Genomic DNA, 22137 nt, shown 5'->3' on the forward strand with positions numbered 1-22137 from the left:
CGGTTCCGAAGCTCGGCCCGCCATATCGGCGCTGTTGGGCCGCGATCCTCTTGCCTTTTAAAAAGATCTCGATCGTACGGGTTCCCTCTGAAATCCGCAAGACGGCCCCGAGCCCACTGGATCGTATACCGAGCAGTCATAGGCGAAGATTTGACGCTTGAGGATGGCGAGAACGCCGCCAGGATTTGCGCAATCTGGCCTGCTGCCGGTTTCGTGGACACCGAGATAAGGTGTTTAACGGAACTGGAGAGTTGGAATGCAGAGAAGGAAATTCAGCCGCGAGTTCAAGCTTGAAGCGGTGAGATTGATCAAGGATCGGGGCGTTGCGGTGGCCCAGGCTGCCCGCGACCTCGATCTGCACGAGAATGTGCTGCGCAGATGGGTGCGCGAGTTGTCGACCGATCCGCAGCATGCGTTTCCCGGTCATGGGCAGATGAAGCCGGAGCAGCAGGAGATCGACCGGCTGCGCAAGGAAGTGTCCAAGCTGAAGGCGGAGCGCGACATCCTAAAAAGGCCGCAGCCTACTTCGGGAGGGAAGTGACATGAGGTTCGCTTTCATCGCGAGGCACCGGAATATCTGGCCGGTGGCATGGCTGTGTAATGCCCTGGATGTGTCCCGCTCAGGCTTCCATGCCTGGCTCAACCGCATCCCCAGCGACCGATCCCGGCATGACGAGATCCTTGTTTCCTCGGTCGACCGGAGCTTCAAGAGCAGCGACCGCACCTACGGTGCCCGCCGCGTCTGGCATGACGTGCTGGCCGAGGGCCTCTCCTGCGGCCTGCATCGCATCGAGCGATTGATGCGGGAGAACGGTTTGCGGGCCCGGCCTCGGCGTCGCGGATTGCCGAAGGATACAGGCGAACGAGCCGCCGTGTCGGACAACCTTCTCGACCGCGCCTTCAAGGCACCGGCACCGAACCAGAAATGGATCGCCGACTTCACGTACATCTGGACCGCGGAAGGTTGGCTTTACGTTGCGGCCGTCGTCGACCTGTTCTCCCGGCGGGTTGTCGGCTGGGCGATGAAGGCCGAGATGACGGCCCAGCTTGTCGCCGATGCCCTCATCATGGCGATCTGGCGCCGAGGCAAGCCCGACAGCCTGCTGCATCATTCCGACCAGGGATCGCAAGGCGGATTCAAACGGTCGTCGCAACACTCTGACATTGGAGGTTGCGATGACTATTCAAAAGCGGCGATCACACCAATCTGGACGAGCGCCGTTGCCATCACCTGGACGGCCGCCAGAAGCGGGGCGATCCGAACTTCGGCGATTTTGGTTGGGGATTGCCCGAGGGATGCCCAGCGAGAATGCTGCGTTGGAGGCCGGCATATCGCAGCCTGTCGGAGCAAGATTGTTCCGAAAGGCAGGCGGTATGCCCCCATCGATGTTCAGATCTTCGGCCAAGCTGCCCTGCGGCCGGTATCTCTCTTTCGCGGAACGTGAAGAGATCGCAATTCTTCGCGTCCAGGGCCTTTCGATGCGCAACATCGGTCGCCGCCTTGGTCGATCCGCCTCAACGATTTCCCGCGAGTTGCGCCGCAATGCTGCCACGCGCAGCGGTGGCCTGGAGTATCGTGCGTCGACTGCCCAATGGCACGCCGCGCGATCAGGCCGGCGCCCGAAGATTGCCAAGCTTGCGCTGAACCAGGCCCTGCGCCTCTATGTCGAGGAAAGGCTTGCCGGAACAGTCGCGGCACCTGACGGAATAGTCGCTCCTGGTCCTACGGTCCCCTGGATCGGACGCCGGCATGGGCAACGAAAGGATAGAAGATGGGGCAAGGCATGGAGCCCAGAGCAGATCGCCCAGCGTCTGGCGATAGATTTCCCGGATGACGAGACGATGCGGATCAGCCACGAAGCCATCTATCAAGCCCTCTTCGTCCAAGGTCGAGGAGCGCTGCGGCGAGAGTTGACGGCATGCCTGCGGACTGGGCGAGCCCTGCGGACGCCACGGGCGCGCGTCGGCCTGCGTGGCAAGGGCTTCGTGTCATCCGAGATCATGATCAGTCAGCGCCCGGCTGAAGCGGATGACCGTGCAGTCCCCGGACATTGGGAAGGCGATCTTATCCTCGGGCTTGGCAGTTCGGCGATCGGTACGCTCGTGGAGCGCACGACACGGTTCACGATGCTGCTGCACCTACCGCGACTGGACGGCCACGGCGAAGCACCACGCTCCAGGAATGGACCGGCCCTCGCCGGGCATGGTGCGGAGGCTGTCCGTGACGCCATCACGCGCACCATCGCAACCCTGCCCACGGAACTTCGTCGCTCGTTGACATGGGATCAGGGCGCCGAGATGGCCCAACACGCTGCCCTCAAAATCGACTCAGGGATCCAGGTCTACTTCTGCGATCCCCAGAGTCCTTGGCAGCGCGGCACCAACGAGAACACCAATGGGCTGCTGCGCCAGTATTTTCCGAAAGGCACGGACCTGAGCGCGCATAGCGCCGCAACGATCGCTGCCGTCGCAGCGACGCTCAACGCGAGACCTCGAAAAGCGCTCGGCTGGAAGACGCCAGCTGAAGCGCTTCACCAATGGCTCATGAAAAGAGAAACCGACCCTGTTGCGACGACCGTTTCAATCCGCCCAATACACGAGCGAGCAGTTCCGGCGCCTGATGGCCGACCACGGCATCACCTGTTCGATGAGCCGGTCGGGCAATGTCTGGGACAACGCGGCTATGGAGAGCTTCTTCTCGTCGTTGAAAACCGAACGCACAGCCCGCAAGGTCTACAGGACGAGAGATGCCGCAAGGGCAGATGTGTTCGACTACATCGAGCGCTTCTACAACCCTCGGCGGAGGCACTCTACGCTGGGCTATCTCAGCCCCGTGGAGTTTGAGCAACAAGCTATGTTAGCTTAACCTCGTGTCCGAAAAACCGGCAGCAGGCCAATCAACATATTTAGCATTAAGCTAACTTCTCCACGCCTGTTGCGGAGATATTAGCTAGCAAGATCAGACAGATGGTCCGGATGGCCACCCTCGCTGCGCAGAGAGTTTTGAAGATCGGACCCGGGTACTGAACGGTAAGACCTTATGTCCTTTCCGGTTGCCGGCTGTGAGGTGGTTCGCCCTACACTGGCAGTGGTTGAAACGAGGGTTGCTCATCGAGCCTATCCTCATGCCGGGAGGACGAACCATGGAAGAATATAGCGAAGTTTTTGTAGGATTGGATGTTTCGAAGGATCGGCATGCTGTTGCTCTCGCCGAGAGCGGGCGTAACGGCGAGGTTCGATATGTCGGAGAGATATCCTCCCATAGTGCGTCAGTGCGCCGCCTCGTCCGCAAGATCGGACGCCCGGGTGTACGATTGAGATTTTGCTATGAGGCTGGACCCACCGGATACGGTCTGAAGCGGGAGATCGAAGCGCTTGGCTACGAGTGCGCCGTGATTGCTCCGTCTCTGATCCCGCGCAAGCCTGGTGATCGGGTCAAGACGAACCGCCGCGATGCCGAGAAACTTGCCCGGCTGTTCCGTGCCGGTGAGCTGACGGAGATCTGGACACCGGACGCTGCTCATGAGGCTATGCGTGACCTGATCCGCGCCCGCGAGGCTGCGGTGAAGGATCGAACCCGCAAGCGGCAGGAGATTCGATCCTTCCTGTTGCGACATGGCAAGATTTATTCGGGCCTGAAGGCCTGGGGAACAAAGTATCTCAAATGGCTGCATGGACTGAGTTTCTCATACCGCAGTCAGGACGCTGTCCTGCAGGAGTTGATCCTCGCAGAGTCGCAGTGCCGGGAAAGAGTAGCACGCCTGGAAAAGGCAATCGAAGACGGCCTGCTCGACTGGCCACTCGCGCCGGTAGTCGAACGCTTGCAGGCTTTGCGTGGGGTCCAGCTCATTTGTGCGGCTACCTTCATGGTCGAAATCGGCGATGTACGCCGCTTTGCCAACCCGCGACAGCTGATGGCTTATCTCGGACTTGTCCCCTCGGAGCGCTCGACCGGAGACGCCGTGCGACGGGGCGGGATCACCAAGGCTGGCAATGCCCGAGTGCGCCGCGTGTTGGCTGAAAGCGCCTGGACTTACCGCTATCCGGCCAAATTGGGGAAAAGAAAATACTTCGAAAGCCGCCACCTGCCTGAAGTCGGTACGCATACGACGAAGGCCGCCTACTGACGCGTACCTTGAGGCCTTAGTGTCTTCTGTGGATGGCTCCCGCGATGCAAGAGGTAATTCGACATTATGGCGCGTTGGTCGGGTGCAGTCTTCTGTCCGGCCTGTTGATGCAGCCATTCGAGGCTGCTGGCCCTGATGGGGTCGGCGAACTGGGTCCCAATCTGCTTATCAGGCTATGATGCCTCGGACATTCGACGGGTTGTCCCTGTTCCCGGCCTGACCGGTCTCGCCATCACATCGCGTCGCTCTCACAACCTCATGGAGCCTATCGATCGGCTCGAACTGTTCTCTGCCCTTAAAATTTCATCCTCTTCGAACCTTACGCCGCAAGGCTCGCGGCATGGCGAGCTTGATAGGTTTCGCCGCGCGCCATGATCGCCCACACCACGCGGGCCATCTTGTTTGCCATGGCTACGCTTGCCACGCGCGCTGGCTTCCTGGCGAGCAACGCGAGGAGGCGCGGATCCGCAGCCTCGGGCTTATGCCTTGCCCGTCGGATCAGAGAGGTCGCGCCGATCACCAGGAGCTTTCTCAGATTGCGTGTTTTAGAAATTCGCGGACACCCATTCCGCTAATTCGCGGACAGCGATTTCAGTAATTACGGGACAGTGATTCCGCTAATTCCCGGACAGTTTTTGGGGCGGATATAACGGTCGGTTCTCGGGAGCGCCGTTCTGGCATTTTGCCCTCTCATCATCGGTTGAGAGGGGCCATGCCAAGACGGAAGCAAGCGAGACGAACGACAGTGAAAGACCTACGATCGATCCTGCGCCTGACGCATGAGCAGGGCCTCTCGGTGCGTGCGGTGTCGGAACGGCTGAAGATCAGCAAGACTTCGGTTTCGACCTATCTGTTGCGGGCGCGTGAGGCTGGCATCTCAGGCTGGCCGCTGCCGCCGGGCTATGACAATGACGCATTGCTCGAGCGGCTTCTGTTTCGCCGGGTTGGCCGTCCGCCGCAGGATCTGGACGAGCCCGATTGGGCGATGATCTCGCGCGAGCTGAAGCGCAAGGGCGTAACGCTGACGCTTCTGTGGCAGGAATACCGCGCGGCGCACCCCGATGGTTATGGCTACACCTGGTTTTGCGACCGGTTCGGCGCTTTCCAGCGCCGGTCGAGCGCGACGTTCCGCAATCGCCACGAGGCGGGCGCGGTGATGCAGACCGACTATGCGGGCCACACCGTGCCCGTCGTCGATCCCGATACTGGCGTCATCTGCCAGGCTCAGATCTTCGTTGCGGTGTTGGGCGCGTCGTCCTTCACCTTCGCCCATGCCAGCTTCAGCCAGAAACTGCCGGACTGGATCGAGGGCCAGTGCCGGGCACTTACCTTCTTCGGCGGGGTAACTAAGGCGATCGTCTGCGACAATCTGAAGGCCGGCGTCGCCAAGGCGCTGTGGTTCGAGCCGACGCTCAACCAGACCTTCGCCGCCATGGCCGAACATTACGACCGACGATCCTGCCGACCCGCAGCCGCAAGCCGCGCGACAAGGGCAAGGTCGAGGGCGCGGTGCTGATCGTCGAGCGTTGGGTCCTGGCCCGGCTGCGCAACCGGCGCTTCTTCAGTCTCGGCGATCTCAACGCCGCAATCGCGGTGTTGCTGGAGGATCTGAACAACCGCCCCATGCGCCACGTCGGCAAAAGCCGCCGGGAGCTGTTCGAGGAGATCGAACTAACGGCCCTGTCGCCATTGCCGCCGGCGCCGTTCGAATATGCGGAGTGGAAATCGGCGAAGGTCCATCCCGACTACCATGTCGAGATCGACAGGACCTTCTACTCGGTACCGCACGCGCTGATCGGGCGGCGCGTGGATGTGCGGCTCACTCACCGGGTGGTCGAGCTCTTCCATGATCACAAGCGCGTCGCCAGCCATGTCCGCCGCTCGCAGCGCTGCGGCCATGTTACCGTCAACGAGCACATGCCCAAGGCGCACCAGCGCTATGCCAACACAACGCCGGCGAACCTGATCCGGCAGGCAGCCGGGATCGGCGCCAACACCGCCATCCTGGTCGAGCGGATGATGCGCGACCGTCCCCATCCCGAGCAGGGATACCGCTCCGCGTTTGGCATCCTCTCGCTGGCCCGTCGCTACGAGCGGGATCGGCTCGAGGCAGCCTGCGCGCGGGCACTGACCATCAATGCGATCACCTACTCCTCCGTCAAAGCCATCCTCAAATCCGGCCTCGACCGTGTGCCGCCCGCGGCCGAGCCGGTCAAGCCCACGCCATCGCACACCAACATCCGCGGCGGCTCCTATTATCAATGAAGGAAGGAAACCAACCATGCTGACACATCCAACCCTCGACCAGATGCAGGCTCTCGGCCTTGGCGGAATGGCCGCCGCCTATCGGGACCTGGCCGACCAGAGCAACGCCGACGATCTCAGTCGCGACGAGTGGCTTGGCCTGATGCTCGATCGTGAAGCCGCCATGCGTGCCGACAAGCGTCTGACCAACCGTCTCGCCGTTGCCAGGCTGCGCTTTGTCGACGCCTGCATCGAGAACATCGACTTCGCCGCGCATCGTGGGCTCGACCGGCGCAATACGCTGTCGCTGGCCCAGGGCGCCTGGCTGAAGGCGCATGAGAACCTCATCATCACCGGGCAGACCGGCACCGGAAAGACCTGGCTGGCCTGCGCCTTCGGACGTCAGGCCGCCCGGCTCGACCATTCCGTGCTCTACCTGCGCATGCCGCGTCTGTTCGAGGATCTCGCCCTGGCGCGTCTCGACGGCCGCTTTCCCCGTCTCATCGACAAACTGGCTCGGGTGCAACTGCTCATCTTTGACGACTGGGGCACCCACAGCCTAACCGACCAGCAGCGTCTCGATCTGCTGGAAATCTTCGAGGAGCGCTATCGCCGGAAATCGACGCTGATCACCGCGCAACTGCCGATCGCCCAGTGGCACGCCATGATCGGCGAGCCGACAATCGCCGACGCCATTCTCGACCGGATCATCCACAACGCCCATCGCCTCACCCTCGAAGGCGACAGCATGAGAAAGCAAAAAACACCGCCGCTCTTGACCGGCGCCGAAAACGGCGAAATCAATCGCAAATGAGTTCAACCAGGCAACCGAGGGCTGACCCCATCCTGCTGTCCGCGAGTTAGTGAAACTGCTGTCCGCGATTTAGCGGAACGACTGTCCCGTTTTTGCGAAATACGCACTCAGATACCGGTCGCCCATCTTGGTGATGTGCCCGAGACGGTCCTTTCCGCCGCTCGAGTTTTGCGAAGGTGTCAGCCCAAGCCAGGCGGCGAACTCTCGACCCGAGCGGAACTGTCCCGGATCGGCAACGGATGCAGCCAACGCTGTAGCCCCTACCGGACCGATACCGGGGATCGTCGACAAGCGTCGTGCGACGTCGTCGGTTCGTTGGAGGGCACTAATCGAACGGTCGATCGCCTGGAGACGAACATGGGTGTCGAGCACCTGCCCGCACAGGAGACCGAGAACCTGCGTTGCCATTGCCGGCACTTCCGGCGTCGCTTCCTTCGCGGCGATCTGGTGCGCCAGCCTGAGCGCCCGCTCCAAACCTTGGGGAATGTCGATGCCGAACTCAGCCAACAAGCCGCGGATCATGTTCACGAGTTGCGTGCGCTGCTTGACCAGAAGATTGCGTGTGCGGTGAAGCGACAGGGCCGCCTGTTGCTCGGCCGACTTCATCGCCACGAAGCGCATGGTCGGGCGTGTCACCGCTTCGCAGATCGCTTCCGCGTCCACCGCATCATTCTTGCCGCGCTTCACATAAGGCTTCACGTAGCTCGGCGGCATCAAGCGGACCTCATGGCCGAGAGCTCCGTCAGTTCTCGAGCCCACTGATGTGACGTCCCGCAGGCCTCGATCCCGATCAGGCAGCGCGGTAGCTTGACGAAGAACGGCAGAACTTGCGATCGGCGCAGTGCCTTGCGCACAACAACGTCTCCAGACGCGTCGACGGCGTGAACTTGAAAAATGCGCTTGGCCAGATCGAGGCCCACGGTGGTAATCTGCATGGCGGATGGCTCCTTTGCTCGGGTTGCCTGACAGCAAACCCACTGTGGCACTCAGATGCCGGGAGCGGGAGCCATCCACCTCATCTGCTTAGGTTTAAGTGGGCACTTAGTGAATGAAGTATCTGGCTATGGAGCGGCCGTCGACGGTGGAAGCGAGCACGTCCGTGGCTCTGCCGCTGCCGCCAGGTGCGGGCCGACAGCGGACGCGCCGCTCCTGGACGGTCGAGCAGAAGCTGGCGATAGTGCGTGAGGTGCAGGAGTCCGGTGATCCGGTGTCGGTTGTGGCGCGACGTCACGACATGAACGCGAACCACTTGTTCATCTGGGTGAAACAAGCCCAGCAAGCGCGATTGGGCCGAGCCAACCTCGCTGTCCGAGACCCCACCGATTGCCTTCATTGACATGGGTGTTGTCGGTCCCGGCCTGCACGATGTAGAGCCGGAAGAGTCGGCTCCTGCGCGATCGCACTCTGAAGTACCCGTTACGACCAGCCAAGCGGTGTCTACCGGTGGCCGGATGGAAATCGTCGGGGCCAACGGTCGGCGTGTGATCGTCGACCGCACTGTCGACGTCAGTGTCCTGCTGCGGATCTTGCAGGGGCTGGAAATGCTGCGATGATCCCGACAGAAGGCGTGCGTGTGTGGTTAGCCACAGGCCACACCGACATGAGATGTGGCTTTACTTGCGCTACGGGTGCAGGAGGTCCTCAAACACAATCCCCTTGGGGGCAACCTGTTTTGCTTCAGGGGGAAACGCGGAAATTTTTTGAAAGTCATTTGGCATGATGGCCAAGGAGCATGCCCGTTCACAAAAAGACTCGAGCGCGGCCGCTTCATATGGCCGACAGTTGAGGGTGGAGCTGTGACAGTATCTCCTGCACAGCTGAGTTATCGCTTGTCTGGCATAGACTGGCGCAACCCTCAGGAAACGTGGCGTGCAACTCGGGTTGGGTAGCATTTTTTTATTGAAAATACGATGGAATGTGATCCAATCGGCACATGACTTCGAAGCCGGTTGAGCTCCCCTCGGATCTTGCCAGCGCCTACGTGGCGCTGCTGGCTGAGCGTGAGGCGTTGCAGGCTGAACGCGATGTGGCGGTCGCGGATGCTGCCAACTGGCGGGCTGAAGCCGTCAACGCGCAGGCCATGCTGTCCGACACCGAGGCCCGGATTGCGTATCTCGAGCGACCATATCGCCCCTTGCATGTTCCAATGTCATGGCCCGAATCCTCCATGTTCATCGGCCTCTTGCAAGGTGCCTGGGCGCATCGCTTACGACGGACGCCTCGTTATTGCCGTTGATGAGTTCGGAACGCGCTATTTCAAGCGCATGTGGCGGCCCGGCGCCATTATCTGCTGGAATGCCTCAACCCCGACGGTATGTCACCATGCGACCTCTTGAGCGCCTCCAGAGGAGATGGATTGCCACGCTTGGTGCAAATCCTGGAGATCGTCGGCGTGCTCTTCGAGCAACCCACCTAGGCTCTCGCAATGATCGAGCTCTAACATCCCGCGTTCGCTCTGACGTGCCGTCGATATGTCGATCGCGAGGGGACATGGCTACTGCCATGCATCGCTTCCTGCACTTTGGGGAGCATGAGGTTTTGAGGAGCAGCCACGTTGCGGCCGACCAAACGGGCACTTTCTGTGGCGCGGTTCCGGCCCGCTCAGGGAGCCTCCGTAACCAATCGCGCCACAGTACCTCATGCTCTCTAGTTGTGGTAGAAACTAAATTTAGTCGGTTCAGCTTTTTCGCAGCGGAAACGTAGCCTCATAGGCTGGGAGGATTTTCGTCCGTATCTTATTTCGGATGAGCATCATCAGGAGGGCTGCCCAAAGACTCAAAGTAACTACTGATGACCTGATCGAACGGAGCCGGCTTCCGTAGCACTGGATCGAAACAAAGATTTAGCGTCTCGACTGTACATGCTACGGTGCTGGCGCTCTGGATGCGGTGCATGAGATGGAGCCGTTTTGAATCCCCGCGGTAGCAGTGACGTATGGATCTCAACAGGCGCGGCCAACTTTAGTTCGCGAAGATCGCAGACATACGTTTCGGTTATAACGAACGAAAGATTTCCTGCGCTTGTATTTCCTTCACATCCTGGTATACTAGGAAGTTGACATGGCCGAGCTCGTCGAGCCAGTCATTCGCGACAACTCCATCCCAAGTCTTGATCCAAGTCATGCATTATGACTTTCAAGAGTGTCCCTAACTCGCTTCAATACGCTGCGGATTCCGGCGACTCCAGAATTGCGCAATGCGATTAGCCCTGACTGACCATTGGCTCCAATCTTGCTAGTAATCTGATCTGCATACGCCCGCATCAAATCCTGATCGGGTTGAAAACTTGAAGGAGCCATGTAGCGGCCAGCCTCCATGTCACGACCGAGGATTTCCATTCCTTCGCGGAATGTGGACTCGCGCCTTCCAAGGTAGAACACGGAAGACGCGCCCATCACTGCCCACCGGATACCCGGACCCGCAGCAATCGCCCGATCGATCGCTTCGAGGCTGGCTACGCCTTCCGCCATCAGATACAAAATCTCTCTGAGAACCGCGTACTGAATGCGGTTAGCGATATAGCCAGGAATCTCTCGATCGAGTTCCACAACTTCGCATCCGATTAGACGATAGAAAGCCGTTGCGTCAAGTGCCGCCTTTCGGGCTCCGTCGCCTCCTGCAATTTCCACAAGAGGAATAAGGTAGGGCGGATTGAACGGATGGCCGATCAGAACGCGCTGAGGAGAATGCTTCGCTCGGCTTCTCAAGTCGGAGGCAAGAAAACCGGAAGAACTTGAAGCAATAACAACGTCTGGCGCCGTGCGAGCATCGATCTCAGCGATCAAATCAGTTTTCAAGTCGATATTCTCGGGAGCACTCTCCTGAACAAAATTCGTATTTTCGAGTGCTGTTTCGAGATCGTTTGTGAAATGTACACGTGAGGGTGAGGCCCCTTCCGCCATTCCGATTTCGATCAGAGCAGGCATTGCCTGATTAAGAGTCTCTTTGAGAAAGGTTTCCCCATCAGCGGCCTTGTCGTACACCACGATGTCGAGGCCAGCCCGCATGAAGTGCGCAGCCCAGCCGGCTCCGATTATACCTCCGCCTACACAGGTAACCTTCGCAACGTTGCGAGCGCTTTTCGTCTCAGTTTCTGACATCTTTTATCCTCGTTGAGCCGCACGCAGATGAATGAGAATGAGGACATCAGCTTCGCTTTGGAGGCGCGAAGATCGGAGAACAAGCTTTTCGACCCTGGCGCGAAGTGCATCTCAGCTTCCCCTCTGGCCCGGCATTCAATATCAAGAGTAAGGCGTCGAACCATGTCATATTGTTGGGTGACATGTGAATATTATGCACATATCGCGGCTGAATCAGCTTGCGCTTAACCCATTTTGAGGTGTTTACGGGCAAATTACGGAGAGCCGCGCGAGGCAGGCGACATTCTCTTGCCAGCAAGGCGTGCAAGAGAATTGGCGCGATCAAAAAATGCTGGCCGATGCGATCGCGACGATGCACGCTAGCTTGTCGTCGATCCGGCATTGATTGCCGCCGCCGTCAACGCATTGACGAGCGAGCGGATCAGTCAGTCAATCGCGTCAAGGCCTTCCGTTCAGCCGAGGCCTGACCGGCTACGAGCAGCGATGATGAACGCCGTCTGGCAAGCAGCTGCTGGACGCTAGTAGAGAACGGTTCCAATTCTCGGGGCTTGACTAATCCTGACGATCCAGGAGGATGAGCCGAGGTGTGTCTTGCTATGCCGTTTCGCGAGAATGGTCCTGTTCTTCTGGCCTTGGCCGCCGTTAGCGGGATGTTGGTGCAGCTGCTCCGAACAGCTACCGCATGTTAGTTGGTTCTGGCCCGGTAACGGGCCGCGTCATGCATTGGGCTCAAAACCCCTCAGCCTACAAGGCGGCTCTCACCGGAGGGACACGATCAGACAGCGAGGCTAACACCTACGTAAGACATCATCGCCCACGTCGAGCGAACCAAACGCTTTCTTCGCTCCATCTCGGAGTGGTCCTTGTTGCGACGGATATGTGAAAATGATACACACATCATATGAAGCTGCCACCCATGCAAGCGCTCCGATCATTCGAGGTAGTAGCACGTCTGTCCAGCGTCACTCGGGCCGCTGAAGAGCTTTGCGTCACACATTCAGCCGTCAGCCACCAAATCAGAAAGCTTGAGGAGTGGCTTGGTATATCGCTTGTTGAACGCATTGGTAGGGGGATTCGCCTCACCGAAGCGGGTGACCGCTACAAAACTAGCATCTGTGGTGCGTTCGAAAAGATAAATGCTGAGACGCAGTTGCTCAAGCGTCACGCAGCGCCCTCAATGGTGCGCGTCTCATGCCTCCCGATGTTTGCTGTAGCTTGGTTGATGCCCCGAATGTATGATTTTTGGGCAAAGTTTCCTGACGTGCATGTCGCAATCCAATACGACAGGTCATCCATTGCTTTGGACCCACTATCGGTCGATGTCGCCATTCGGCATGGAAATCCTGCCGAGTTTCCAGATTTCATAGCAGCGCCGCTGCTAGAGGGCACAGCCGTACCCGTTGCTTCTCCCCACTACCTACAGCGGATGAACTATAGAAGTCCTGCTGACTTCTCGAGGCTAAACTTATTGCACGACCAGGACAAGAGGTATTGGGGTCTGTGGTTCACCAAGGCCCTGGATGAAGTCCGAATCCCCGCCGGTCAGGCCGAATTAGGCCAAGTCTTTTCTGATGGGAATCTAACGTTGGCGGCATGTTTGGCCGGCGAAGGTGTCGCCCTGTTGCCGAAAAGTGTAATACTATCACAGCTGCGGGCAAAGACACTCGTGTCATTATCAATAACTGCGATTGAAGATGAAATCTCTTATATTCTTCTAACCCCAAAGCGCCGTTCGATATCGCAGGGCGCGCTGTGTTTTGCTCATTGGATTCAATCTCTTCCAGGGACCACAAAAATTGGAGTGCCAGGGACCTAAATTCCGTGGCCTTGAAAACGAACGACAAGGTGCGGTGGAATAACGTCCAAACCGCTTCACGTGAGAGCTTTTCCGGCGAAGAGCGATGTGACTCAGATTCAACTGTTCTTATCAAACTTTCACTTGTTCAACGGCGAGCGTCAGAGCAATAGGACGGCCTGCGCTATGACCTAAGATATCCTCACTGTCGGAGTTATCAATGAATCGTACGCCCTTCATCACCTGTGCCGTAACAGGTGGCGGTGACGTTGTGGGCAAAAGCCCGCACGTACCAGTAACTCCGTTAGAGATCGCAGACTCTGCACTGGAAGCCCACGAAGCGGGCGCGGCAATCGTTCATTTGCATGTTCGCGACCCGGCAACCGGTGTCGGGAGTCGCGATATCGGCCTCTTTCGAGAACTCGTCACGATCATCCGCAGGCGCAATACCGACGTAATTATCAATTTGACCGGGGGAATGGGTGGGGCAATTGTCTTCGGTCAAAACGACGCACCTTTGGCGTTCGCGGAGGGGACGGATTGCATAGGCCCGCACGAGCGTATGAAGCACATCATAGAGCTGAAACCTGAGATCGCTAGCCTGGATACCGGGTCACTGAATGTTGGCGACTCGCTTTACGCCACGACTCCGACTTGGCTGCGAACGATGGCGGATCAATACAAAAACGCATCGGTATTGCCGGAGATCGAAGTTTTTGAACTAGGGCACATTGAGCTCGCTAAGCAGCTTATTGGCGAGGGAAGAATGCCGCAGCCGCTGCTATTCCAACTCTGTCTCGGAGTTAAGTACGGGGCTCCGGCAACGCCCGACGCTATGCTGGCTATGCGGAACGCTCTTCCGGCAAATGCCGTCTGGGCCGGATTTGGCCTCGGGGCAATGCAACTTCCAATGGCTTCCCAAGCTGTTCTTATGGGAGGAAATATTAGGGTCGGATTGGAAGACAATCTTTATCTCGAACACGGAGTGCTAGCTACCAACGTACAACTTGTAGCGAAAGCCCGGCGCATGGTGGAGGATATGGGTGCCAAGGTTCTATCTGCTTCCGATACACGTGCAGCGCTTGGCTTGAAACCTCGATCATAACGCACGTGAGGGTCGCTCAGGCTTTGGACGACTATTGTCCATGGCGGTGGCCCAGGCATGCACGCCGTTGCATGGGAAGATGCTGGCCTTGCGACACCTAATGCGAGGCTACTTTTTGAATCCATAGACTGGTCAGAAGGAACTGGTGGATTTCACCCACGTCAGTTCTGACCTGCTCTCGCCCAGACTTGGTTGCTCTGCGTCGTCGCGTCGTCCGCTTGGCCTTTGCCCGACGCTTCAGCGTCTTGTTCTCAAGCTGCAGCCCATCTCCTTGTAAAGACCATAGTTAATGATAGAGCGACGTATCGATCAAAAACGTCGCGCATGCCCGGGGCGACCAAAGTCAGCAAGTGTTCCGTAATGGAGAAGTGGTTGCTTCCGCAATGTGGAACGGACGCGCGTCTCGCTTGCAGTAAGAAGGCATTTCAGTTCATTTTACTTGGGATGGAGCGAGTTATGAAGCGCAGACGTATAGCATAACAAAAGGGGTGCCAAATTTATTGGCGCCAAGGCTCTTATCAACTTTATGTATACGCACCCGGAAAGCTTACGCAGCATTTATGAAGAAGATGTTCTACGCGGTTCCTAACAAGAATGCGCTGGCGCTTCTTGATCCTAAATTCGCAGCAACACTCGTCACATCATCGGACAATTTGTCGAAGGTCGTGAAAGTGGACCCCGATTGGCTTAGCGCTAAACACTTTCACCCTTCATTGTGTTCCCACTCTGGTTTGTTGCTTAAACTCACATCGGGCTGACGTCCACCAAGGTTCACGCTGATCCCGATCCGAACGGTCTCTGCCGCCTAATGCGGTTATGTTAGACACAGAGAAGTCGAGCACAAGCCCGCGCTGTTATGATCTGACCCTATCGGTTATGACCGGAGAGTGGTCGGTAACTAATGCCGCGACAAGGTTCTTGAGCGCTGGTCGACCTGGATCAGTGGATGAAATTTATACCACCTGCAGAGCAGGGTTTCTATAGAGACGCACCTGCCGAATGTTGGGTTTCGAACGGAGAGATTTATCACTCACTGGTTCGAGACCCATTCGGCTATCCTGTATCCATCACATCACATCGATAGAGCACATCAGGACCGTGGAAGATGAAGCTCAGTGAATACGTAAAATAGATGCGACGGGCTTGGCGTCTCTCCTGAATGTAGGCGAAGTAACTCCTGCAGAGCTGGTGCGCCTAGCCCGAGAGGCTTATGAAGAGGTCAATCCTCGCATCAACGCGGTCATCGAGTTCTACGAAGATGCTGAGACCGTTGCCGGCGTCGGCGCGGACCATGGGCCGCACGATCAGCGCGGATACTTTGGAGCCGGTCACTCTCAAACTCTACGAACGAGGCTGGAATAAACCTCCATCGGTTTGGAATGAGGTAGATGAAGGTTTCCGGCGAATGCGTTTCCAGGTGGCCGAGGCAATCCATGCCTTCGACTGCTGACCCCCACCCAGCCAATCGTGCCCCCACCGCTGGCGGCATTTACAGTCTGACCCACCCAGCGATCTCCGCAGAAGAGTGGACAGAAAAAGCCTATAAGGGACAAAGTTCCGACGGGCTCCCGATCGGCCTTCAGATCGTCGGACGCTTAGGCGACGAGGCCACACTTGTCCGTGTCGCACGCGATCTGGAGGATGCCAGACCGTGGAGAGAACGGCGGCCAACGGTTCGAGCAGGAAATAGATGACTTAGCACGCGACGAGCAAGGTGGCCTTCGCGTTTCCGCTTTGCAGCCTTTTTTTAAACCGCAGCAGAACAAGAATGCAAAACGGTTCGGCAGTCCCATTGGGCTCGCGTCGGGTTAACCAGAACGCGCGGATTGCGGGATAACAAGTCTCGGCCCGCTCCGCACCGAAAGATTGATCGCGCGCAGATCGCGCGGCGGGTCGGCGAAGCTCTCGCCATGGTCCAGCTCGACGCCTACGGCAGCCGGATGCCCACCCAATTGTCTGGGGGACAGCAGCAACGTGTTGCCCTCGCGCGGGCGCTGGTCTTCGAGCCCCCCGTACTCCTGATGGACGAGCCCCTCGGCGCGCTCGACAAAAAACTTCGCGAACAGCTGCAGATCGAGATCAAGACACTTCAACAGGGTCTTGGCGTTACCGTCATCTATGTGATTCACGATCAGGAGGAAGCCTTGACCATGTCGGACCGCATTGCGGTCATGAGCGACGGTCAAATTGCCCAGATCGGCAGCCCCGCCAGCCTCTACGGCGAGCCAGCCTCTCCGTTCGTGGCGGATTTTATCGGCAAGATGAACTTCCTGCCGGTCGAATATGTCGGATCCGTGAAGCTCGGCCACCAGATCAGAGTCACCGAAGCCTCAACGCTTAATGTGACTCGGCCTCTCAACGGACATGCCCTGGAGGTTTCTCCCGGACTGTCGCTGCAGGCTGCCATCCGGCCAGAAAACATCTCCCTCGCCGCGCGTGGCTTGGGTGGCCCTAACGCCATCGCCGGAACCGTCAACACGTCGATATATCTCGGCACGCACCAGATTCTTCTAGTCGACATCGACGGACGCACCGCCCCCCTCTGCATATCCAGGCGCCGGCAAACCGGAACCTATCGGCATTCTCGCGCGGCGATGCGGTCGACATCTTGTTCGAGGCCGATGCCATTCATCTGTTTTCAGGCAAGGGCGACCGCCGATGAGCAGTCGGCATGTTTCTCCCATCAGTCCCGACCCCGCGCCACGTTTTGGGCGGCTCCTCTTAGTCACCGGAACCGGCGGTAGATATCCGCCGCTCTTGACGACTGTGCTGCTGCTGCCCATCCTTCTGCTTTTATTCTTTAGCTTTCTATACCCGGTTGGCCGCATGCTGGTCGGCAGCCTGTTCAACCCAGGCTTCACCCTCGACAACTACGTCCGCATGTTCACCGAACCGCTTTATCTGAAGGTTCTGCTGCGTACGCTCTGGATCGCATTGGCGACGACGGTCGGTGCCTTCGTGCTTGGATATCCGGTTGCCTTTGCCATGGCGCGGGCGGGGCGCCGAGGTTCGCGGCGGCCTGGGGTAGTTCCTTTGGAATGGTCCGTAGGGCGCCGTAGATCGGCAGGACCATGAACGGAAGCATCCTGAGCGGTTCTTCGATGATGCCGGTCCCAATGAGGAGGTCGTTGAGGACGCGGCAAGCTCAGCCTCTGGATTGCCGCCTGCGTTCTGGTCCCGTTATGGACCTCGGTTCTTGTGCGCTCATATGCCTGGATCATTCTGTTGCAGCGCAGGGGCCGCCGGGCAGACTGAGCGGCAAGGTCACCTTGAAAAAGGTGTTGAAGATGGTCAACGTGACCCTCCGGAATGGCGAAACTCTTTCCGAGCAGGCTGAGATTCCGACTGGCGCCCCGGCGGCGCCGCTTTTGGGCCGGCGGAGGTGGAAGCCAAGTTCCTAACTCTCGTAACCCCCATTATCGGCGAGGCGAATGCCGTACGTCTGAAGGAAGCTCTTCTCAAGTTGGAGGCTCTTTCCGTCCGCGAGGCACTTGAATCATGCGTCGTGGCGTGAGCGTCGCGCATAGGTGCGGCGCCGGTAAATAGTCTGGCCTCCCTTCCGAAACCAATTAGCAAACAAGGCAGCAAGATGTCCACACAGAGCACGCAACCCAAACCCGTTCAAAAGGAATCTTCCGGAGGGGCGTTCTACGCCGGGCGCGGTGTCACCAAAACGCCAACGATTTCGCATGCCAAAGGCATCTTCTTCTGGGATACCGACGGCAAGCGCTACCTCGACGGGTCGTCCGGCGCGGTCGCCGCCAACATCGGCCATGGCAACGAGCGCGTACGCGACGCCATGATCGACCAAGCGAAGCGCTTTAGCTATGTCGTCCGTACGGCGTTCACCAGTGAGGCGACCGAAACGCTATCCAGGATGATCGCGGAGCTTGCGGGCTCGGGATTTGACCAGACTTTTCTTGTCTCCGGCGGTTCGGAGGCCATCGAAGCCACCCTCAAACTTGCACGTCAATACGCCGTGGTCACGGGTCAACCGAAACGCTCGAAGATCCTTGCGCGCATGCCGGGCTATCACGGCTCGACCCTCGGGGCCGCTGCGATCACCGGCGATCCGGATCGGGACCAGATGTTCGGCCCGATTATGCGGATAATGCCGAAGGTCCCGGCACCATTGGACTATCGTATCCCCGAGGGCTACGACGTCCACTCCTATGCCGACCACTGCGCGGACGAGCTCGAAAGACAGGTTCTCGCGGAAGGTGACGACACGGTACTCGCTTTCATCATGGAACCGGTCGGCGGCGTCGCCACCGGCGCATTGGTCGCGCCGAACAGTTACTATTCCAAAGTCCGGAAGATTTGCGACCGCTACGGTGTTCTGCTGATCTTCGACGAGGTGATGTGTGGTGCCGGCAGAACTGGAACCTTCCTGGCCGCCCATCACTGGCCGGACGCCCTGCCCGATCTCGTCGCCTGCGCGAAGGGCTTGAGCGCCGGATACACGCCACTCGGCGCCATGATTGCCCCTAACTGGATCGTCGACAAGGTTGTCGAATCTGGTGGCTTTTTGCATGGCCACACCTATTCCGGCAATCCCCTTTCATCGGCGATCGGAGTTGCGGTTCTCAGTGAGTTGGTGAACCAGAATCTGATGGAAAATGCCCAGCGCATGGGCGTCATCCTTCGGCAAAAGCTAAACGCATTGAAGGACCGAAGCACAACTATTGGCGATGTGCGCGGCATGGGGCTTTTGAACGCGGTAGAGATCGTCGAGGACAAAGCCACCAAGGCAATTTTCGCCGCCTCCAGACAGGCATCTTACCGCGTCTCCGAGATCGCCCGCGATCTTGGCCTCCATATCTATTCCCGCCGCGCGGCGAGCGGAAAGTTCGGGGAATGGTTCATGGCCGCTCCGCCGCTCATCATCAGTGAGCCGGAAATCGATCTCTTCATGGAGCTTCTCACAGAGACGTTCCGCATCTTTGAGCGCGAGGTTCAATGAAGCCCGCTCGTGATCCTGGCCAGACACAATCCACGTTGGGTGCTTTTGATGTGCAGGACCCCCAACCGCTACCTCCACAGGCTCGCATTGCCGTGACAACGCTGGACAATGACCTCATTGCAGCAGCGACCGCATGGCGCCGCGACTTTCACCGCCATCCCGAGCTTCTGTTCGATGTAGATCGCACTGCCGCACACGTCGCCGACCTCCTCCGCGGTTTCGGATGTGACCAGGTCGCGACCGGCATCGGTCGAAGCGGGGTCGTTGCAGTCATCCGGGGTGGAGACGCACCGGCCAGTCGCACAATCGGCATCCGTGCCGACATGGACGCTCTACCCATCCTTGAGACGACCGGGCTGCCTTATGCTTCGGCTACCAAAGGACGGATGCATGCCTGTGGGCATGACGGGCACATCGCGATTCTGCTTGGCACCGTGAAGCATCTAGCCTCTTCGCGCGCGTTTTCCGGCACCTTGGTGGCGATGTTCCAGCCTGCGGAAGAGGGGGGTGGCGGCGCGAAGGTAATGCTCGAGGACGGCCTCTTCGAACGCTTTGGTATCGAGGAGGTCTACGCACTCCACAACATGCCAGGAATGGACGTCGGTACCTTCGCCCTGTCGAGCGGCGTCATGCTCGCCGCATCAGACCGCTTCGATATCAAGATCCTCGGCAAGGGCGGACACGCTGCGCGGCCCACGAAACCATCGATCCGATCTCAATCACCAACACGTGATCAGCGCACTGAATACCATCGTCTCAAGGAGCGTCGACCCCATTGACCCGGTCGTGCTCTCGGTCACGTCGATCCACGCTGGCGATGCCTACAACGTCATCCCGTCCGAGGTCGTACTGAAGGGCACTGTCCGCACCTTGTCAGAGACCAACCGCGACAAGATCGAAAGCCGCGTCCAAGCCATAGCTACCTCCGTCGCAAAGGTGTTTGGTGCCGAGGCCGAAATCGAGTATCGCCGTGGCTACCCGCCGACCGTCGATCATCCCGTCCAGGCCCGCATTCTAGGTGACGCTGCGGTACGCGTTGCCGGAGATGCGGGGGTGCAGCGCGACAACGCACCTATAATGGCTGCGGAGGATTTCTCCTACATGCTGAAGGCCCGTCCCGGAGCCTTCGTCTTTATTGGCAACGGCATGACCGCCTCCCTTCACCATCCCGAATACGACTTCAACGATAACGCCCTGCCAATCGGCTTCGCGCTATGGGTCGATCTGGTGACCAGAGAATGAAACTAGCCTTGACGGCTGGTACATTCAACAAAGTAGACGTTTAAGGCCTGGGGAACGCCCGACTGTTGCCCGACACCTGCCTTACGATACCGAAGAGCGCGCATAGGCGATTTAAGTCTCGCGGCTGACTCAAACCTGCGAGTCGGGCTGGATGCATTCCTTCCAGACGCCGTTTTGCCATGTCCGATCCGAGCTAATTAAGTCGCGGAATCGATGTGGATTTGCGTCTGCCAGACATATGCACAGATCTTCCCGTCTTCGTTCCGCAGAACTGTTTGCCATACCGATATCTGCCGGCCCAAGTGAATCGGTCGGCATTCTGCGGTAACTCTCGCCCCAGCGCACGGGCGCACAAAATTCGTCTTGGATTCGAGCGTCGCCGTTTTCTGCGTCGAACCGAGATTTTGCAACGCCCCATCGCGCCGAGGCTGTCCGCAAGTGACATAAGTATTCCGCCGTGCACCCGCCAACAGAATTGATGTGCCGGTCCTCGATGTCGATATGCGCGGTGATACATTCCGGGGAGACCTCGTCGAGCTCAATCCGAAGAGTCTTCTGAAACCCTCGGGTCGGCATGCACCTGATGTCCTCGTCGCTCCAAGGCCCCGGGTCCGGATGGGATTAAACGTTGCTTTCTCGGTCATTGGCACTCCCCCTCACATAAGCGCTCAGCGTCAATTGCGGTGGCAAAGCCAGCCATAGCTAGAGCATAATCTGACCTGATGGAATCGCGAGGGATTCCCATCGGGGAGAATATCTGATTCATCATGTCGGCTGGGGATGGAGGCCAGCAGGCATGGTTAGAGCCATATCGGAGGATTTGCGTTGGCGAGTGATCGCAGCGGTTGAGAGTGGCCTGTCGCGGCGGGCTGCGGCGGATCGTTTCGGTGTTGCCGCGGCAAGCGCGGTCCGCTGGGTCCGCGAATGACGAGAGAGCGGCGCGACGCGGGCAAAGCCCCAAGGCGGAGACAAGCGCTCCCAGCGGATCGAAGCCTACCGGGATACGATCCTAGCGGTGATCGAAGGTCAGGACGACATCAACTGGTCGAGTTGGCTGAATTTCTCAGGTCGGAGCATGCGGTCGTGTTCGCGCCGAGCACGATCTGGCCGCTTTCTCGACCGTCACTCGATGACCTTCAAAAAAAACAGCGCACGCCAGCGAGCAGGATCGGCCCGACGTGCTCGCGCGGCGACGCGCCTGGTTCAAGGCCCAGCCTGATCTCGATCCCGAACGGTTGGTCTTTATCGACGAGACCGGCGCATCGACGAAGATGGCTCGCCTGCGTGGACGGGCAAAGCGGGGCATGCGGTGCCGATCTCCGATCCCGCACGGGCACTGGAAAACGACTACTTTTACAGGCGCATTGCGCCTGACGGGCATGACTGCGCCGATGGTCCTCGACGGACCGATGACGGGTGAATGGTTCGCCGCTTATGCCGAGCATGTATTGGCGCCTACGCTTCGAGTTGGTGACATCGTCATCCTCGACAACCTGCCCGCTCACAAAGTCGCCGCCGCCCGCCAAGCGATCGAAGCGGCCGGCGCGCGAATGCTCTTCCTACCGCCTTACAGCCCCGACTTTAACCCGATCGAGAATGCCTTCTCCAAGCTGAAGTCGATCCTCAGGAAAGCCGCCGCACGCAACATCCCCGAGCTTTGGGACGCAATCCGCGACGCCTTGCCACGCTTCACCGCCGAGGAGTGCTCAAACTACTTCTGCGCCGCAGGATACGAGCCTGAGTGATCA

General features: G+C 58.7%; 11 protein-coding genes and 10 pseudogenes. 16 read left to right on the plus strand and 5 right to left on the minus strand.

Features of this window, described 5'->3' with window-relative positions:
* Positions 1 to 256: 256 nt before the first annotated feature.
* From NLY42_RS00755 to NLY42_RS00770, 4 pseudogenes are all read left to right on the plus strand, one after another.
* Positions 257 to 1130 (plus strand): annotated as a pseudogene (locus tag NLY42_RS00755) (IS3 family transposase); the annotation flags it as partial.
* A 256-nt stretch (positions 1131 to 1386) separates the two neighbouring features.
* Positions 1387 to 2439, plus strand: a pseudogene (locus NLY42_RS00760) (IS30 family transposase); the annotation flags it as partial.
* Between the two features lie 27 nt (positions 2440 to 2466).
* A pseudogene (locus NLY42_RS00765) lies at positions 2467 to 2866 on the plus strand (integrase core domain-containing protein); the annotation flags it as partial.
* A gap of 277 nt (positions 2867 to 3143) precedes the next feature.
* A pseudogene (locus tag NLY42_RS00770) lies at positions 3144 to 4073 on the plus strand (IS110 family RNA-guided transposase); the annotation flags it as partial.
* A 373-nt stretch (positions 4074 to 4446) separates the two neighbouring features.
* Here the strand turns inward: NLY42_RS00770 and NLY42_RS00775 are convergent.
* A pseudogene (locus NLY42_RS00775) lies at positions 4447 to 4683 on the minus strand (IS110 family transposase); the annotation flags it as partial.
* 156 nt (positions 4684 to 4839) lie between these two features.
* On the opposite strand from NLY42_RS00775, the pseudogene istA reads away from it, so the two are divergent.
* Both istA and istB read left to right on the plus strand, forming a co-directional pair.
* Positions 4840 to 6392: pseudogene (istA, locus tag NLY42_RS00780) on the plus strand (IS21 family transposase).
* A 16-nt stretch (positions 6393 to 6408) separates the two neighbouring features.
* Complete coding sequence (gene istB, locus NLY42_RS00785) at positions 6409 to 7185, plus strand: IS21-like element helper ATPase IstB (RefSeq protein ID WP_023699544.1); 777 nt, start codon at positions 6409 to 6411, stop codon at positions 7183 to 7185.
* A gap of 108 nt (positions 7186 to 7293) precedes the next feature.
* Here istB and NLY42_RS00790 read toward each other — a convergent pair.
* A pseudogene (locus tag NLY42_RS00790) lies at positions 7294 to 8120 on the minus strand (IS110 family RNA-guided transposase); the annotation flags it as partial.
* A gap of 128 nt (positions 8121 to 8248) precedes the next feature.
* On the opposite strand from NLY42_RS00790, the gene NLY42_RS31925 reads away from it, so the two are divergent.
* The 3 genes and pseudogenes from NLY42_RS31925 to NLY42_RS00805 form a co-directional block, all read left to right on the plus strand.
* Positions 8249 to 8521, plus strand: a complete 273-nt coding sequence (locus tag NLY42_RS31925; RefSeq protein WP_502882210.1) for a transposase — start codon at positions 8249 to 8251, stop codon at positions 8519 to 8521.
* Between the two features lie 292 nt (positions 8522 to 8813).
* On the plus strand, positions 8814 to 9074 hold the full coding sequence (tnpB, locus tag NLY42_RS00800) for an IS66 family insertion sequence element accessory protein TnpB (protein WP_353622731.1): 261 nt from the start codon (positions 8814 to 8816) through the stop codon (positions 9072 to 9074).
* A gap of 44 nt (positions 9075 to 9118) precedes the next feature.
* Positions 9119 to 9304, plus strand: a pseudogene (locus tag NLY42_RS00805) (IS66 family transposase); the annotation flags it as partial.
* A 999-nt stretch (positions 9305 to 10303) separates the two neighbouring features.
* On the opposite strand, the gene NLY42_RS00810 reads toward NLY42_RS00805, so the two are convergent.
* Positions 10304 to 11284: a 3-hydroxyacyl-CoA dehydrogenase NAD-binding domain-containing protein gene (locus tag NLY42_RS00810; RefSeq protein WP_023756117.1), complete on the minus strand. Its 981-nt coding sequence runs from the start codon at positions 11282 to 11284 to the stop codon at positions 10304 to 10306.
* Positions 11285 to 12185: 901 nt separating this feature from the next.
* Here NLY42_RS00810 and NLY42_RS00815 point away from each other — a divergent pair.
* A complete protein-coding gene (locus NLY42_RS00815) occupies positions 12186 to 13100 on the plus strand; it encodes a LysR substrate-binding domain-containing protein (RefSeq protein WP_023756116.1) in 915 nt (304 codons plus the stop codon).
* Between the two features lie 199 nt (positions 13101 to 13299).
* Complete coding sequence (locus NLY42_RS00820) at positions 13300 to 14184, plus strand: beta-keto acid cleavage family enzyme (RefSeq protein WP_023756115.1); 885 nt, start codon at positions 13300 to 13302, stop codon at positions 14182 to 14184.
* A gap of 1194 nt (positions 14185 to 15378) precedes the next feature.
* Here the strand turns inward: NLY42_RS00820 and NLY42_RS00825 are convergent.
* Positions 15379 to 15516, minus strand: a complete 138-nt coding sequence (locus NLY42_RS00825; protein WP_023756114.1) for a hypothetical protein — start codon at positions 15514 to 15516, stop codon at positions 15379 to 15381.
* A gap of 494 nt (positions 15517 to 16010) precedes the next feature.
* Here NLY42_RS00825 and NLY42_RS00830 point away from each other — a divergent pair, with 494 nt between their 5' ends.
* The 4 genes and pseudogenes from NLY42_RS00830 (at position 16011) to NLY42_RS31930 (ending at position 20389) form a co-directional block, all read left to right on the plus strand.
* Positions 16011 to 16928: an ABC transporter ATP-binding protein gene (locus NLY42_RS00830; protein WP_023756113.1), complete on the plus strand. Its 918-nt coding sequence runs from the start codon at positions 16011 to 16013 to the stop codon at positions 16926 to 16928.
* 13 nt (positions 16929 to 16941) lie between these two features.
* Positions 16942 to 17259, plus strand: a complete 318-nt coding sequence (locus NLY42_RS00835; protein ID WP_156933868.1) for an ABC transporter permease family protein — start codon at positions 16942 to 16944, stop codon at positions 17257 to 17259.
* 514 nt (positions 17260 to 17773) lie between these two features.
* Positions 17774 to 19147 (plus strand): aminotransferase family protein, encoded by a 1374-nt coding sequence (locus NLY42_RS00845; protein WP_023756110.1) that lies wholly within the window; start codon positions 17774 to 17776, stop codon positions 19145 to 19147.
* Between the two features lie 86 nt (positions 19148 to 19233).
* Positions 19234 to 20389, plus strand: a pseudogene (locus NLY42_RS31930) (M20 aminoacylase family protein).
* Between the two features lie 197 nt (positions 20390 to 20586).
* Here NLY42_RS31930 and NLY42_RS31695 read toward each other — a convergent pair.
* Positions 20587 to 21033, minus strand: a complete 447-nt coding sequence (locus NLY42_RS31695) for a PaaI family thioesterase (protein WP_084779948.1) — start codon at positions 21031 to 21033, stop codon at positions 20587 to 20589.
* A 152-nt stretch (positions 21034 to 21185) separates the two neighbouring features.
* Here NLY42_RS31695 and NLY42_RS00855 point away from each other — a divergent pair.
* Positions 21186 to 22134: pseudogene (locus tag NLY42_RS00855) on the plus strand (IS630 family transposase).
* Positions 22135 to 22137: the final 3 nt, after the last annotated feature.

The sequence above is a fragment of the Mesorhizobium sp. C372A genome (genome assembly GCF_030323245.1).
Lineage (GTDB): Bacteria > Pseudomonadota > Alphaproteobacteria > Rhizobiales > Rhizobiaceae > Mesorhizobium.

Bases quoted from the DNA above. Each gene is read 5' to 3' on its own strand.
- NLY42_RS31695 (WP_084779948.1), bottom strand. From the start codon at position 21,033: ATGACCGAGAAAGCAACGTTTAATCCCATCCGGACCCGGGGCCTTGGA.
- istB (WP_023699544.1), top strand. From the start codon at position 6,409: ATGCTGACACATCCAACCCTCGACCAGATGCAGGCTCTCGGCCTTGGC.
- NLY42_RS00810 (WP_023756117.1), bottom strand. From the start codon at position 11,284: ATGTCAGAAACTGAGACGAAAAGCGCTCGCAACGTTGCGAAGGTTACC.
- NLY42_RS00845 (WP_023756110.1), top strand. From the start codon at position 17,774: ATGTCCACACAGAGCACGCAACCCAAACCCGTTCAAAAGGAATCTTCC.
- NLY42_RS31925 (WP_502882210.1), top strand. From the start codon at position 8,249: ATGGAGCGGCCGTCGACGGTGGAAGCGAGCACGTCCGTGGCTCTGCCG.
- NLY42_RS00815 (WP_023756116.1), top strand. From the start codon at position 12,186: ATGAAGCTGCCACCCATGCAAGCGCTCCGATCATTCGAGGTAGTAGCA.
- NLY42_RS00820 (WP_023756115.1), top strand. From the start codon at position 13,300: ATGAATCGTACGCCCTTCATCACCTGTGCCGTAACAGGTGGCGGTGAC.